Source organism: Bradyrhizobium sp. SZCCHNR1043, assembly GCF_032489675.1.
Classification (GTDB): Bacteria; Pseudomonadota; Alphaproteobacteria; order Rhizobiales; family Xanthobacteraceae; genus Bradyrhizobium.
Genome location: NZ_JAUEYN010000010.1, coordinates 295217 through 309588 on the forward strand (window position 1 = coordinate 295217; position 14372 = coordinate 309588).

Below are 14372 nucleotides of genomic sequence, written 5' to 3' on the forward strand. Positions count from 1 at the left end.
ACAAAACGTCACTCGGTCTTTTGCGCGGTCCGCGTCGGGGTGCCAGCCTCGAGCCCGACGACGACAACGAGTCGGTTGAACTCGCCGTCATCATACGCCTTCAGGAAGCGATCGTAATTCTTGATCGAGACGCAGCCGTTCGAATCACCCTCCGGACCCAGCATATAGGGGTGGGTCAGCAATCCGCTCCGGCCCAGGGTCGATCCTTCCACCACGTTCATGCGCAGGGCGCGCACGCCGTGAAACGGTTTTTCGCGCGGCTTCAGGTCATAGGTGGCGGGTGGGGTCGCGCCAACCATGCGCTGATTGACGTGCTCTGGGTCGTCGCGCAGGCTGCCCATGCCGGAATGGGCCTCGAGCCCGATGCCGGACGGCAGATACACCATCCTGGCCTTGATGTCGTACACGGCGGTCTTGTCATAGCCGAGCGCGCCGAGATCGATCCCGGAGCGCACGATGCCGCTATCCGGACCGAGCGAGGCGAACTTGGTCGGGCTCGGCAACAGGTCGGACAGCTTCTGCAGGATGGAGCGATCGTCGACACGTCCGACCGCTTCAGGCGCACTGGCCGAAACCAGGCTGGTCGGCAGGTTGGCGACGGACGGGCGCGGTCGTGGCAGCGGCACGCCCGGTGCAGGCATCGTGACGGTATTGCCCTCCGTCAGCATCGGCCGCCAATCGCTGTTGCTGGGGTCGCGTCCGCCCGAATCGCGCGCTTCCATGCCCTTGACCAGCGCGGCCCGGGCATCGAGCAGTTGGCGGTCGATCGCGCCGCGAAGGGCGAAACGGTCGAGCGCGCGAATCGCGTCTTTTTCCGAATAGGCCGTGGCCGAGGCAGAGGCCGGCGCGAAACGTGTCTCGAAGGTGATGGACGGCGCGCCGGCGGCCGGCAGCGCCGCGGTCGCAAGCGACGTCTCCTCGCTGTTGGCGCCGACCCATGCAGCCGCGCCCGCCGCGATCGCAAGTGCTGCAAGCACGAATGCGATCGCTTCGGAGCGCCCGAAGCGGCCTTGCGACAACAGAACGTCTACGCTTGCTTCACTGGAAGCCATCACGTCCCCGATATACCCCCTTTTTCGGACCACCCGGGAAAGGTGCCCGACCCCAAGGGGTACGATTCGACCCGTCATGACATAGGATGGCAAGAGTGCGGCATAATCTAGACAAACGCCAGCCCGGAGTGCCACGGCGCCTCCGGGGGATTGGGCCCGCCCTGGCGCCGCCATGTCTTCCCAGAACAAGAAATTACCTCGATCATTCAAATATTTGGAGCAGCCAATGAAGGCGGATTGTGATGCTCTCGGCCGATTTGTCGACGCACAGAATTCGATTTATTCGCGTGTGACCGCCGAACTTGCGGCCGGCGCCAAGCAAAGCCACTGGATGTGGTTCGTGTTTCCGCAGGTCGAAGGGCTCGGCCACTCCGCCATGGCCCAGCGCTACGCGATCCGCTCCCGTGCCGAGGCCGAGGCCTATCTGACGCATCCCCTGCTCGGCCCGCGACTGCTCGAATGCACCCGTCTGGTGCTCGCGGTGCAGGGCAAGTCGCTGCGCGACATTCTGGGTGTCCCGGACGATGCCAAATTCCGCTCCTGCATGACGCTGTTCGATTCGATCAGCCCGAACGGGATCTTCGCTCGGGCGCTCGATCGCTATTGCGACGGTGCGCGGGACCCGGCGACGCTCGCGTTTCTGCAGCACCGCACCGCATGAGCACACGGTTACCGCAGACGCGCATCTCGGCCTCATCCGGCCGACACGGCAATGAACCAGCTCTGCCGTGCGGCCGGATTTCGGGTGACAAGCCCGAACAGGAAACTTGATCGCGCCAAGATTTGCGGCTCCCATCCGCCGCGTTGTTTGTCCCAAGGAGACACACTCATGAAGAAGTTTTTCCTGATTGCCGCGCTCGCGACCTTCGCCGCCGGATCTGCCTTCGCCCAAGACAGCTGTGAGACCAAGGCCGTGGGCAAGGACGGCAAAGTGCTGGCCGGCGCCGCCAAGACCTCGTTCATGAAGAAGTGCATGGCCGAGACCTGCGAAACCAAGGCGGTCGGCTCCGACGGCAAGAAGCTCTCCGGCGCGGCCAAGACCAGCTTCATGAAGAAGTGCGAGGCCGGCGGCTGACGCGCTGGCGGCTGACGACACTGGCGCCCCGCCATGATGCTTGGCGGGGCAAGCCATGCCGGCGGGGTCCAAGCCGTTCGACATCGAGGTGCTCGCCTCCCCGCGTCGTAGGACCGGCACACTGTTGAACCGAGGGGAACCCGCAGGACACCACTGCATGTCGCCCGCCCTGGCGGGCCCATGCGAGATCATCATGCTCACCGCATCCGCCCTGCTCTGGACCCGTGTCGCCGCCGGCATCTTCGGCTTTCTCGCCCTCAATTCCGGCTACGGACTCTGGCTTCAGCGCAAGAAGACCAGCGGCGGCCGCGACTGGCCGGTCGTCGAGGGGGAGATCGTGGCCTCGGCGGTGTCTGTCGCGGCGACGCATCGGTCCGCAGATGACACCGATGCCAAGCCTGACATCCGCTACCGTTACGAGGTGTTGGGCAAGAGCTACGAAGGTCGCCGCATCCGTTTCGGCAGCCCGAGCCGCGTCACGCGCCTGCAAGCCGACGAGATCGCCGGCAAATATCCGCAAGGCGCGAAGGTTCGCGTTTTTTACGATCCGAAACGCCCCTCGCAATCGGTGCTCGAGCCCACCAATGCCAGCGGCACGGCGGCGCTTGTGGCGCTGTTCGTCGTGCTGTCGGCCGTGACCGCCGTGTTGGTGGCGCATTCGCTCGCCGGCAAGGTGCTCACGACCGAGGCTGGCGTGCCGTTGTTCGCCTTCCTGATGCCGTTCGCCCTGTTCGGCTTCGGAGCCGTCGCACTCGCCTCCTATTGGAAGCTGCGGCAGGAGCGCCTGGCGAGCCGCTCCTGGCCGACTGCGCCGGGGCGCATCACGCGCTCCGGCGTGACGATGGAGATCACACGACGTGAGGACGATCGCGGACGAGAAACGGAAGAGGAGCGTTTCCGGGTCACGATCGAATACAGCTACACGGTGAATGGTCGCTCTTTCCACAGCACGCATTGGAACTGGGGCTGGACCGCGCTGCATTCCGACAGGTCGAGCGCTGAAGCCGTCGCCGCCAAATACCCGGTCAACACCGACGTCACCGTCTACTACGATCCGTTACAACCCGAGACGGCCGTGCTCGATCCCACAAACAAGAGCGGCGTCACGGCGCCGCTCTGGGTCGGCATCTTCGTGATCGCGATCGGCGCGCTGTTCCTGTTCGTCTTCACCCACGTCCAGATGAGCTAGCTTGGGATGATGCGAACAAAGCGCAAGCAGAGCACGAACGACGAGTATGGCCGCGTCGTCAGCTGCGCAGGCCCGGCGCTTCGTGGCCGCTGCGGGCGACATACTCGGTATAGCCGCCGCCATACTGATGGAGGCCGTCAGGGGTCAGCTCGAGCACGCGGTTGGAGAGCGCGGCGAGGAAATGACGGTCGTGCGAGACGAACAGCATGGTGCCCTCGAAGCTCGACAGGGCCGCGATCAGCATCTCCTTGGTCGCCATGTCCAGATGGTTGGTCGGCTCGTCCAGCACCAGGAAGTTCGGCGGATCGTAGAGCATCTTCGCCATCACCAGCCGCGCCTTCTCGCCCCCCGACAGCACCCGACATCTCTTTTCGACGTCGTCGCCGGAGAAGCCGAAGCAGCCGGCCAGCGCCCGCAGCGAGCCTTGACCAGCTTGCGGAAACGAATGCTCGAGCGACTCGAACACGGTCTCGTCGCCGTCCAGCAGGTCCATCGCATGCTGGGCGAAGTAGCCCATCTTGACGCTGCCCCCGATCGCCACCGAGCCGTCATCGGGCTCGGCGGTGCCGGCAACCAGCTTCAGCAAAGTCGACTTGCCGGCGCCGTTGACGCCCATCACGCACCAGCGCTCGCGGCGCCGGATCATGAAGTCCAGCCCGTCGTAGATGCGGCGGCTGCCATAGCTCTTGGACACGTTCTTCAGCGCCACCACGTCCTCGCCCGAGCGCGGCGCGGGCAGAAAGTCGAACGCCACGGTCTGGCGCCGCTTCGGCGGCTCGACCCGCTCGATCTTGTCGAGCTTCTTGACCCTGCTCTGCACCTGCGCCGCGTGCGAGGCCCGCGCCTTGAAACGCTCGATGAACTTGATCTCCTTGGCGAGCATCGCCTGCTGGCGCTCATATTGCGCCTGCTGCTGCTTCTCGTTCAACGCCCGCTGCTGCTCGTAGAAATCGTAGTCGCCGGAATAGGTCGTGAGCTGGCCGGCGTCGATCTCGATCACCTTGTTGATGATCCGGTTGATGAACTCGCGGTCGTGCGAGGTCATCAGCAGCGCGCCCTCGTAGCCCTTGAGGAAATGCTCCAGCCAGATCAGGCTCTCGAGATCGAGATGGTTGGACGGCTCGTCGAGCAGCATTACGTCGGGCCGCATCAGGAGAATGCGCGCCAGCGCGACGCGCATCTTCCAGCCGCCGGACAACAGGCCGACGTCCTTGTCCATCATCTCCTCGGAGAAGCCGAGGCCAGCCAGCGCCTCGCGGGCGCGGCTGTCGAGCGCGTAGCCGTCGAGCTCCTCGAACCGCGCCAGCACCTCGCCATACCGCGCGATGATGTCGTCCATCTCGTCGGCACGGTCCGGATCGGCCATGCCGGCCTCGAGCTCCTTGAGCTCGGCCGCCACCGACGACACCGGCCCGGCGCCGTCCATGACCTCCGCCACGGCGCTGCGACCGGACATCTCGCCGACATCCTGGTTGAAATAGCCGATCGAGACGCCGCGATCGATCGAGACCTGCCCCTCGTCGGGCTGCTCGCGCCCCGAAATCATCCGGAACAGCGTCGTCTTGCCGGCCCCATTCGGGCCGACCAGTCCGATCTTCTCCCCCTTCTGAAGGGCGGCGGAGGCTTCGATGAAGAGAATCTGGTGGCCGACTTGCTTGGAGACGTTATCGAGGCGGATCATGAGGGCTCAGGCGGTGGACAGGTTGCCGCCGCTCTTAGTCGATGCGCGCCGCCGGTGGAAGGCGCAATTTTGCAGCGCAACTCACGCCTTGAGCGGAGCCGGTCAGCGGCCTGGAGGCCGAAAATCCTGGTTGCCGAACGGCTTGTCGGTCGGAATGCGGATCGCGACGTAGCCCCGATCCATCGACGCGTGGCATGCGTTGCATCCCGACGTCAATTCGGTCACGGCGGAAGCGAAGCGCTTGCCATCCTTGGCGGCTATGGCGTCCGAGATCGACTGGATCGGCTGGCCGAGCGTGGTGACGTTGTCCACCGGCAGGCCTGAATAGAAGACCGCAGCGTCAGTCAGGCTCTGCCTCAACTGGGCAAGCTCATAGGACGCGAGATCCCAATTCTTGGACTGTCCCGCGAACCAGAGCTTCGCGTGTCTGACCTGAATCAGATTCATGATGTCGCCGAGCCGCGGCAGATATTGTTCTGCATTGGACTGCGACTGCGCTGCAGCCAGGGAGATGGCCGAACAGGCGACCAGAACGCCTGAAACCCACTTGCGATAGCTCATTCCATGCCCCGCTTCCAAACAAACCGCTACGGAAGACATACCGCTGCGATCGAAACCGGACTTGCGATTGATCAAGGCCAAGGCCGCCTCCGATCGTTCGAGCCCGCCAGACGAATGATCCGCCGAAGCGGCTGCCTCGGCGGATCATCATATCAGCCCCCGGCCCCGGGGTGTTGTGTTCGGCGTCTTAGGCTGCGGCTTTCGCGCCGGTCGGAACCATCGCGATCGTCTTCAGGACCTGAGACGCGATCTGGTAGGGGTCGCCCTGGGAGTTCGGACGGCGGTCTTCCAGATAGCCCTTGTAGGCGTTGTTCACGAAGGAATGCGGCACGCGAATCGAGGCGCCGCGGTCGGCCACACCCCAGCTGAAGGTGTCGATCGAGGCGGTCTCGTGCTTGCCGGTCAGGCGCATGTGGTTGTCCGGACCGTACACCGCGATGTGGTCGGCACGAGCTTCCTTGAAGGCGTCCATCAGCTTCTCGAAATACTCCTTGCCGCCGACTTCGCGCATGTACTTGGTCGAGAAGTTGCAGTGCATGCCCGAACCGTTCCAGTCGGTGTCGCCGAGCGGTTTGCAGTGGAACTCGATGTCGATGCCGTACTTTTCGGTCAGGCGCAGCATCAGATAGCGGGCCATCCACATCTGGTCAGCAGCCGTGCGCGAGCCCTTGCCGAACACCTGGAATTCCCACTGGCCCTTCGCCACCTCGGCGTTGATGCCTTCGTGGTTGATGCCGGCCGCGAGGCAGAGGTCGAGATGCTCTTCGACGATCTTGCGGGCGACGTCGCCGACGTTCTTGAAGCCGACGCCGGTGTAGTACGGGCCCTGCGGGGCCGGATAGCCGTATTCCGGGAAGCCGAGCGGACGGCCGTCCTTATAGAAGAAGTACTCCTGCTCAAAGCCGAACCACGCGTCTGGATCGTCCAGGATGGTGGCGCGGGCGTTCGACGGATGCGGGGTCTTGCCGTCCGGCATCATCACTTCGCACATCACCAGCACACCGTTGGTGCGGGCGGCGTCGGGATACACGGCAACCGGCTTCAACACGCAGTCGGAGCTATGGCCTTCGGCCTGCATCGTCGACGAGCCGTCGAAGCCCCAAAGAGGCAGCTGTTCCAGGGTCGGAAAAGAGGAAAATTCCTTGATCTGTGTCTTGCCGCGCAAATTCGGCACCGGCTTGTAGCCGTCGAGCCAGATGTACTCGAGCTTGTATTTCGTCATTGAGCCTCTCTGTCTTATCGAAAGGTGGGAGCCCAGCAATCGAAGGCTCCCCGCTTACCCGGCCACGATCGGCCAGCGCACTCTTAAGCATGGAACGTGCCAAATCCCGCGACGTCCCGTCGCGTGGACGGAGACCAATCGGGGCGGAGCCGGCGGCGGATTTTGCACGTCAGGGGTGCGGCAAAGCAGCGCGACCGGGATTGCACGGAGCGCATGGCGGAGAAAAGAGCCTGTCGAAAACCCGCTTGATTCCTTAGCATTTGCGGCGATGCGCAAGAGAGGCCGAACAAGCCGTCAGCACCTCCCGGACATTTTCGAAAAGACTTGAGCTCCGCTTCGCAACCTTTGGTCCAGCCCAAGTGTTGGTCAGCGGCACGTTGCTGCGGAGGGAGCACAAGAAAAAATGCCTGTAAAACGCGCAACATGTGATTTCGTTTTGATCATGTTGCATTCCCTCCGGGCAGCACTGATATCGAGACTGGTCACCACAAGACAACGAGTCGGGCGCAACCTGATGTGTGGCCCGCTGGAAGGAGACTGAGGAATGGACACAAATGTGGACGAGGGATCCGCCAGGATCTACCAATTTCCGCGCGGAGGGCGAGCGGGTCTTGCGCCCCGCCAATCCGGATCATCGCCCGCGCCGCTGATCGCGCCGTCGATCCAGCCGACGATCTATAGCGGCAGCTGGTATCATGACGAGGCGATCCAGGAAGCCAAGCCGGCGTGGGATCGCTGATGTCAGTCCGTACCGTGACGCCATCACGCCTTTGCTGAAGGGTCGGACCGACAAGGTTCCGGCCCTTTTTCTTGCGCTGCCGTCTGCATGTCTCTCGCCGCTCCTGACGGTCGCCGGCGGACTCGACCTGCCGGGTTAAACAAGCCGCCGTCGTGACCCGTTTCATGGTCTTCCCTGTCCTGTCGAAGGGCTGTGCCTGCGGCGTCGCGTCCGTCGATGAAACAGCGTTTCACATCGAAGCCCGCGTCCCCTAGAACAAGACGATGTCCGCCTATCCACTTCGCCATCTCGGCCTTCACGGCGCCAGCAACTTCAGAGATCTCGGCGGATATCCCAGCAGGGATGGCCGGCACGTGCGATGGCGGCGGCTGTTTCGGTCGAACCATCTCGGACAGCTGACCGAGCCCGACGTCGCGGTCCTGCGGGAGCTCGGCATTCGCGCAGCGTTCGATTTACGCGGTCGCAACGAGCGCGCGGCCGGCCTCTGCACGATCGCCGAGATCACCGTGCACTCCGTGCCGATCGAGCCGAGCGTCGTGCCGGCGCTGCGGGCCCTGGCGACACGAGGACAGCTCACGACCGACCATGCCTTGGAGCTGATGCGCGAGTCCTACCGCAACTACATCCGCAACTACACGCCGCGCTTCCGCGCGCTGTTCCAGCATGTTCTCAATGAGGACGTCCCGTTGGTGATCCATTGCACGGCCGGCAAGGACCGCACCGGTGTGGCCTGCGCGCTGGTCCTACACGCGCTCGACGTTGCGGATGACGTCATCCTGGAAGACTACCTGCTCACGAACCAGCTCTATCGTCGCGAGACCGCGGCTCACCCAGATCTTCCCGCTGATGTCGTCCAGACGATCGGGATGGTCCAGGCGTCGTTCCTCGCAGCTGCGTTCGACGCCATGCGTGATGACTTCGGCGACGTCGACACCTACCTGCGCGACGGTCTCGGCATCGACGACGCAGCGCGGAAGACGTTACAGGAGCGCTATCTCACGCCGTAAGTCGGTGTGGCGCGAATACGCTTGAGCCCGATCAGGCCGCTTCGATATCGGCTGTCTCGGCGGCTTCCATTGCGTCGAGATCGGCAATCACCTCCTCGAATGCGGAAATCGCCTGCTGAACCGCCGCGATCTGCATCAATTCCCAACCGGTCACCGGACCTGCCCGGTTCTGCAGGGCGACCACCAGATCCCGCCGCTGCTCCTTCAGTTGCACCAGCGGCAAACCATGGTCCGGCAGATGTCTCATCATGTCAAAGCTCCAACGCCCCTCAAGCGGCATAGCGACAGGCTAGCGGGCTGCGCTGGCAATCCACTTACGAAAGTCCGGCAAATTTTATCGATCAGGCCAGCGCAACCGGCACCGTCAGGATGGCGCTGGCCAAAACGTCGCTGATCTTCGCGGTGGCGGCTTCGCTCACATGCAAGCGGTCACCGTGCCCGTCGTCGAGCGCCGACAACGGAATCTGGCCGGCCTCATACCAGCTCTTCATCAAATTCCAGCGCCCGAAGAGGTTGACGTTGGCCGCAGACGTGACCTTCTCGATCCGTCGCTGAATGTCCTCGGCACGCGCCAGCCTGTTCGGCACCGTCACGATCGCAGCCGTGTACTGCAGGTCGATCACGATGACGTCGATGGACAGCGCCGTCAGCCATCGAACGCCGACGCGCAGCGCCGCCTCGACGTCATCGGGACTGTAGACCTCGGGTCTGTAGGCGGCGTTGGTGCCGACCTGCCAGATGACGAGCGAGGGCTGCTCCGCAATCACGTCGCATTCGAAGCGCGAGAGCTGGTCCGGGGATTCCTGTCCGCCCACACCCCGATTGAGGACGTCGATCATGCAGCCGAAATTGGCCTTGCGCAGCGACTGCTCGATCCGGGCCGGAAAAGCGATGATTCCGTTGGTGCCCGCGGTGGAAGATGAGCCCAGCGCCACGATCCGGGTCTTGCGCTGCGCATCCAGACTCTGTCTGAAACGTTTGATTGGACAAGAAAAACTGGTGGGGACGTCAGGAAATTCGAGAGAGCCTGTCGCGGTCATGGTCACCTCTGACGAACCACGCCTTCTGATTGCAATTCCATGCCCCGGCCGCCCGGCCATTGCAACTCATCGGCAGGATCATAGTATAGCAAGCGGCGCTGTGGGGCGCGTCAACGGAGACCAGGGACGGAATGAACGGAGCAGTGATTGTCATAACGGGTGCGCAAGGGGCGCTCGGGCGCAGCGTGGCCGATCTCGCGCTCGCACGGGGCGCACATGTGGCCGGGATCGACCATGCCCAGGCCGAAATCCCGGCGAGTGACGACCGCATCGAGCTCGGAGGCGTCGATCTCTCCGACCCCGAGCAGGCAAAGGTCGCGATCGACTCCGTCGCCGCCCACTTCGGCACTCTGGATGCGCTGATCAACATCGCCGGCGCGTTCGCGTTCGAGACGACCGCCGATGGCGACGATTCCGTCTGGGAGACGATGCATGCGCGAAACCTGATGACCGCGCTGCACGCATCGCGCGCGGCTATACCGCATCTCGTCCGCTCCAACACGGGCCGCATCGTCAACATCGGCGCCATGGGCGCGCTCCAGGCCAGTGCCGGCATGGGCCCCTATGCGGCCTCCAAGTCGGGAGTGCATCGCCTGACGGAAGCGCTCGCGGCCGAATGGAAGGGCAAGATCACCGTCAACGCCGTCCTGCCGTCGACGATCGATACGCCGGCCAACCGCGCCAGCATGCCCAAGGCCGATTTCGACAAATGGGTGACGCCGCAGGAACTCGCAGAGGTCATTCTGTTTCTAGCCAGCGACGCCGCGAGCGGTGTGACCGGCGCACTGATACCGGTTATCGGCCGGGTGTAGCGAAGCCAGCCGGTTACCCCGACTTGGCGCTGACATCACGGGACTCGGCGGGCTAGACTCGCGCGCGCTCTGAGTCGCACACATCGGACGGCCCCTTGGAAACCGCGCTCTACCTTCCCGTCAAACGCTTCCTCGAAAACCTCGGCTTCTCGGTCAAAGGGGAAGTCGGCGGCTGTGACGTGGTGGCGCTCAAGGGCGACGACCCGCCGGTGGTGGTCGTCTGCGAGCTGAAGCAGGTCTTCAACTTGGAACTGCTGCTGCAGGCGGTCGACCGGGCCGGTGCCTGCGACGAGGTCTGGATCGCGGCGAAGCTGTCGGCACGCGGCAAGGGCCGCGAGAGCGACGCACGCTATCGCAATCTGTGCCGCCGGCTCGGCTTCGGCATGCTGACCGTGACCTCAGCCGGAGACATCGAAGTGCTGGTGCAGCCGCCCACCACCGCGCCGCGCAAGAATCCCAAGAAGCGTTCGCGTCTTGTGATCGAGCATCAGCGGCGCAAGGGCGACCCCGTCGCGGGCGGCTCGACCCGCGCACCCATCATGACGGCCTATCGGCAGCAGGCGCTGGCCTGCGCTTCGGCGCTGTCGGACGGGCCGAGACGCGTCCGCGACCTCCGCGCGGACATTCCGGATGCGCCGAAGATCTTGCAGCGTAACGTCTATGGCTGGTTCGACCGCGCCGAGCGCGGCGTCTATGTCCTCACGAAAGCCGGGCTCGCGGCCTTGCGCCGCTGGCCCCAGGATATCCACATGACGCAGGCAGCGTTGCCCGATCGCGACATGGTGAACGCATAGCTGGGCTGCCTCGCGGAATATATATTGCAATGCAACAATCCTGCTTCTAGGTATCCGGGACGATTCACGAGGCCCCCATGAGCGAAGATTGGAACACCAAGTACGGTCCGCGTCGCGTTAGGCGTGATCCCCCGACACTGGAAGAAGCGATCTTCGCTGCGTCAGGCATCACCGACGACGTCCAGGCTCAGGCCGAGATCGCGTCGGCGCTGATGGGTCTGCCGCTCGAGCAGGTGCTCCCCGAGGTCAAGAAGGCAGTCCGCGTTGCCGCGCGCACCAACACGCGCGTCATCACGGCCGACCAGGGCACGCAGCAGCGCGCCGTCGTGGTCGAGCGCCGCACCCTGCGCCGCTTCAATTTCGACAAGCGCACCGGCACCTGAACGCCCTCCGGGGCGCATCGGCCAATGCAATCAAACGAAAAGGCGCGGCAGCGGTGATCGCTGTCGCGCCTTTGTCGTCGCAGCAACGGCTCGGCTCAGGCGGCGCGCTTGTCGCCGTACATCCGGGTCACGAGCTTCCAGCAGGCGCGATTGAGGGTGAAGAACGCCCGCGCTGCCGCGATGGGTGCTTCGATCACGAGCTTCGCCAGCTCATCCTGGGGCTGCTCGGTCAGATCGATCGTGCCGGTCGATTCGCCGTGACGGAACGCCAGATGCGCACCGAACTTGGCTGCCAGCGCCCGCATCGCATGGTTCTGCGATCCGGTCGTCACGCGAAGCTTGCGATAGCCCTTCCACCGCGCCTCCGAGATCACGCGCTGGAATAGCAGGCTGCCGACCCCACGGCGACGCACGCAAGCCTCCACGCTGAACGCAATCTCCGGAAGCCCGTCCTCGGACTGCTCCGGCGGATGCAACTCGGCGGCGCCGCGCACCAGGCCGTTTTCCATGTAGGCGACGACGATCGTGCCGTCGGCCGCACAGCGGGCCGCGTAGCGTTCGATGAAACTGTCATCGAGGAAGCCGTTGAATCGATCGTGCCGGCTTTCCGCATCGAGCCGCAACAGATGATCGCGCAGCAACGGCAGTTCCTCGTGCTGGCTGAGCGTCCGCACATAGCCGAAGCCCGGCCGGGGACGAAAAGTATCTACCTGTGACACTGCCTGAGACTCCTCTCGAGAGCCCTCGCACAGACGTCTTTCCCTAGACAGGAGCTATATTGTGCATCGCAACATTCATTGCAAGCCCCATGCTCTACGGAGAGAACATGCGGCCATGCAAGGATCGCGTGAGTTAACGATTCGTTTGTGTACGAATTATCACAGCACGAGCTGAGTCTGGGTCACGATCGCGACCAGACGCCCGTCCTCGGTTTCCACCCGGGTCTGCCATACCTGGGTGCGGCGGCCGCGATGCACGGGCGTGGCGGTTGCCGTCACCACAGTCCCCTCCTTGGCGCCGCCGATGAAGTTGGTCTTGCTCTCGATCGTGGTGGTGCCCTTGGCATCCAGCGGCAGGTTGATCACGGTCGCGGCCGCGCCGACCGAATCCGCCAGCGCCATGACGGCGCCGCCATGGATGGTGTGATGCAGGGTGCAGAGATCCGGCCGCACCTGCATCTGCGCCACGACGCGATCGGCGCTGGCCTCGGTGAAGGTGACGCCCTTCAAGTCCGCGAACGGCATCTTCATCGCATTGATCTTGTCGAGTGGCGTCATGCCTTCCCTCCCCCGTTTGATCGGACGACCCGTCTTCGCGGGTCAGCGCCGCATCTGGATGCGCCGGGCTTCGAACCCGAAGCAATGACCTGAAAGGTCATTGCTTCAGTCCGATCGTACCGCCGCTCAGCTCAGGCCTTCTCGACCCCGCACCACTCCGCGATGAACAACGCCATGGTCTTGGTGACCTGGCGCAGCGAGTCGAGCTCGACATATTCGTTGAAGCCGTGCATCGCGGCGCCGGTCGCGCCGAAGCAGAGGCTGGGGATGTTGTAGTTGAGCCCGTAGAAGCGGGTATCCGTCAGCGCCGTGAAGACGAGATCCTGGACCTCGCCGCCGTAGACGGCGGTGAATGCCTTGCCGAACGCCGCCTCCGGCTCGGCCGAATTGGTCAACTCGTAGCCTTCGGACAGGAAGCCCGACCACTCGACGACCGGCGGATTGTTGGAGAGAAAGCGATGATCGCGCGAAGCCGCGGCGACGCAGGCGAGGATCTCGTTCTGGCAGTCCTTGACCGACCAGCCCGGCAGGATGGCGATGCGGCAATCGACGTCGCACCAGGCCGGCACGCTCGAGGCCCAGTCGCCGCCTTTGATGATGCCCGGATTGAAGTTGATGGGATGATTGAGCGTCTTGAAATGACGGTCGCTCTTGGCGCGCTTGTTCCAGTCCGCCTCGAGCTTCTCCAACGCATGGATCAGATGATAGCTCGCCTGGATCGCATTGGCGCCGACGCCGGCCTCGAACACATGCGCCGGGAAGCCGCGCACCTTCAGGCGGAACCAGATCACGCCCACCTGAGAACGCACCATCTTGCCGCTGGTCGGCTCCGGGATGAAGCAGGCATCCGCGCGGTAGCCGCGCTGCAGGGTCGACAGCGCGCCGACGCCGGTGCTCTCCTCCTCGATGACGGATTGGATGTGAATGCGCGCCGTCGGCTTGAAGCCGGCAGCCTTGATGGCATCGAGCGCATAGAGCGCGCCGATGGTGCCGGACTTCATGTCGCAGGCGCCGCGGCCATACATCCGGCCGTCGCGGATCACCGGCGAGAACGGCGGCGTGTCCCACATGTCGAGCGGACCGGCCGGCACCACGTCGCAATGCCCCTGCAGGATCAGCGATCGCCCGGCCGACGTCGCCGGCCGGTAGGTTCCGACCACGCTGCGTGCTCTCGAGAAGTCGTGCTCGATCGGGCCGTAGCCGCGCATCTCCTCGAGATCGTCGAGATCGATGTGCCAGTCGTCGACCTCGTAGCCGCGCGCGCGCAGGAGATCGCTGAACATGTCCTGGCACGGCCCTTCGGCGCCGCGGGTCGAGGGGATGGCGACGAAGTCGCTCGTGGTCGCAAGCTGCCGGTCGAAGTCGGCATCGACGGCGTCGACGATGCGCTGCGTAATGTCCTGGGTGATCATGCCTGTCGAGGTTCCAATTGCCGATGACTGCAGCAAATCACAATCTCATGCAGAGTTGCACCGGATTCGCCGCTGCTTTCAGAATCGCAAGGCCGCCCGTACATTCGCGCATACGAAAATGACCGCAA

Annotated in this window: 17 protein-coding genes; 8 read left to right on the top strand and 9 right to left on the bottom strand. The window is 64.0% G+C overall.

Annotation, left to right across the window (positions count from 1 at the left end; genetic code table 11):
- Positions 1–8: 8 nt before the first annotated feature.
- Entirely contained in the window at positions 9–1052 is a 1044-nt protein-coding gene (locus QX039_RS19515; protein WP_315741164.1) for a DUF2778 domain-containing protein, read from the bottom strand.
- A gap of 226 nt (positions 1053–1278) precedes the next feature.
- Between QX039_RS19515 and QX039_RS19520 the strand changes: the two genes are divergently transcribed.
- The 3 genes from QX039_RS19520 to QX039_RS19530 all read left to right on the top strand — a co-directional run bounded on the left by QX039_RS19520 (position 1279) and on the right by QX039_RS19530 (position 3316).
- Positions 1279–1713: a DUF1810 domain-containing protein gene (locus QX039_RS19520; protein ID WP_315741132.1), complete on the top strand. Its 435-nt coding sequence runs from the start codon at positions 1279–1281 to the stop codon at positions 1711–1713.
- Positions 1714–1881: 168 nt separating this feature from the next.
- A complete protein-coding gene (locus tag QX039_RS19525; RefSeq protein ID WP_315741131.1) occupies positions 1882–2127 on the top strand; it encodes a hypothetical protein in 246 nt (81 codons plus the stop codon).
- A gap of 193 nt (positions 2128–2320) precedes the next feature.
- Positions 2321–3316 (top strand): DUF3592 domain-containing protein, encoded by a 996-nt coding sequence (locus tag QX039_RS19530; RefSeq protein WP_315741130.1) that lies wholly within the window; start codon positions 2321–2323, stop codon positions 3314–3316.
- Positions 3317–3374: 58 nt separating this feature from the next.
- Here QX039_RS19530 and QX039_RS19535 read toward each other — a convergent pair whose 3' ends face one another.
- The 3 genes from QX039_RS19535 to QX039_RS19545 all read right to left on the bottom strand — a co-directional run bounded on the left by QX039_RS19535 (position 3375) and on the right by QX039_RS19545 (position 6780).
- Entirely contained in the window at positions 3375–4997 is a 1623-nt protein-coding gene (locus tag QX039_RS19535) for an ABC-F family ATP-binding cassette domain-containing protein (RefSeq protein ID WP_315741129.1), read from the bottom strand.
- Between the two features lie 102 nt (positions 4998–5099).
- Entirely contained in the window at positions 5100–5558 is a 459-nt protein-coding gene (locus QX039_RS19540) for a hypothetical protein (protein ID WP_315741163.1), read from the bottom strand.
- Between the two features lie 187 nt (positions 5559–5745).
- Positions 5746–6780 carry a glutamine synthetase beta-grasp domain-containing protein gene (locus QX039_RS19545; protein WP_315712320.1) on the bottom strand — a complete coding sequence of 345 codons (1035 nt, stop codon included), beginning with the start codon at positions 6778–6780 and terminating at the stop codon, positions 5746–5748.
- A 544-nt stretch (positions 6781–7324) separates the two neighbouring features.
- Between QX039_RS19545 and QX039_RS19550 the strand changes: the two genes are divergently transcribed.
- Positions 7325–7519: a DUF2735 domain-containing protein gene (locus tag QX039_RS19550; RefSeq protein ID WP_315741128.1), complete on the top strand. Its 195-nt coding sequence runs from the start codon at positions 7325–7327 to the stop codon at positions 7517–7519.
- Between the two features lie 263 nt (positions 7520–7782).
- Positions 7783–8526, top strand: coding sequence for a tyrosine-protein phosphatase (locus QX039_RS19555; RefSeq protein ID WP_315741127.1), 744 nt, complete (start codon positions 7783–7785; stop codon positions 8524–8526).
- 31 nt (positions 8527–8557) lie between these two features.
- Here the strand turns inward: QX039_RS19555 and QX039_RS19560 are convergent, their stop codons facing one another.
- Both QX039_RS19560 and QX039_RS19565 read right to left on the bottom strand, forming a co-directional pair.
- Positions 8558–8776, bottom strand: a complete 219-nt coding sequence (locus QX039_RS19560) for a hypothetical protein (protein WP_012044361.1) — start codon at positions 8774–8776, stop codon at positions 8558–8560.
- 91 nt (positions 8777–8867) lie between these two features.
- Positions 8868–9626 (bottom strand): SGNH/GDSL hydrolase family protein, encoded by a 759-nt coding sequence (locus tag QX039_RS19565; RefSeq protein ID WP_315772240.1) that lies wholly within the window; start codon positions 9624–9626, stop codon positions 8868–8870.
- 71 nt (positions 9627–9697) lie between these two features.
- Between QX039_RS19565 and QX039_RS19570 the strand changes: the two genes are divergently transcribed.
- The 3 genes from QX039_RS19570 to QX039_RS19580 all read left to right on the top strand — a co-directional run bounded on the left by QX039_RS19570 (position 9698) and on the right by QX039_RS19580 (position 11555).
- Positions 9698–10378, top strand: coding sequence for an SDR family oxidoreductase (locus tag QX039_RS19570; RefSeq protein WP_315741126.1), 681 nt, complete (start codon positions 9698–9700; stop codon positions 10376–10378).
- Between the two features lie 95 nt (positions 10379–10473).
- A complete protein-coding gene (locus tag QX039_RS19575) occupies positions 10474–11172 on the top strand; it encodes a DUF2161 domain-containing phosphodiesterase (RefSeq protein ID WP_315741125.1) in 699 nt (232 codons plus the stop codon).
- A gap of 77 nt (positions 11173–11249) precedes the next feature.
- Complete coding sequence (locus QX039_RS19580) at positions 11250–11555, top strand: hypothetical protein (RefSeq protein WP_315772242.1); 306 nt, start codon at positions 11250–11252, stop codon at positions 11553–11555.
- A 95-nt stretch (positions 11556–11650) separates the two neighbouring features.
- Here the strand turns inward: QX039_RS19580 and QX039_RS19585 are convergent, their stop codons facing one another.
- The 3 genes from QX039_RS19585 to QX039_RS19595 all read right to left on the bottom strand — a co-directional run bounded on the left by QX039_RS19585 (position 11651) and on the right by QX039_RS19595 (position 14244).
- Complete coding sequence (locus tag QX039_RS19585; RefSeq protein ID WP_409998061.1) at positions 11651–12307, bottom strand: N-acetyltransferase family protein; 657 nt, start codon at positions 12305–12307, stop codon at positions 11651–11653.
- Positions 12308–12433: 126 nt separating this feature from the next.
- On the bottom strand, positions 12434–12832 hold the full coding sequence (locus tag QX039_RS19590) for a PaaI family thioesterase (protein WP_315772243.1): 399 nt from the start codon (positions 12830–12832) through the stop codon (positions 12434–12436).
- A 131-nt stretch (positions 12833–12963) separates the two neighbouring features.
- The gene (locus tag QX039_RS19595) at positions 12964–14244 is read right to left on the bottom strand and encodes an ArgE/DapE family deacylase (protein WP_315772244.1); all 1281 of its coding nucleotides are present in this window, start codon (positions 14242–14244) and stop codon (positions 12964–12966) included.
- Between the last annotated feature and the right edge of the window lie 128 nt (positions 14245–14372).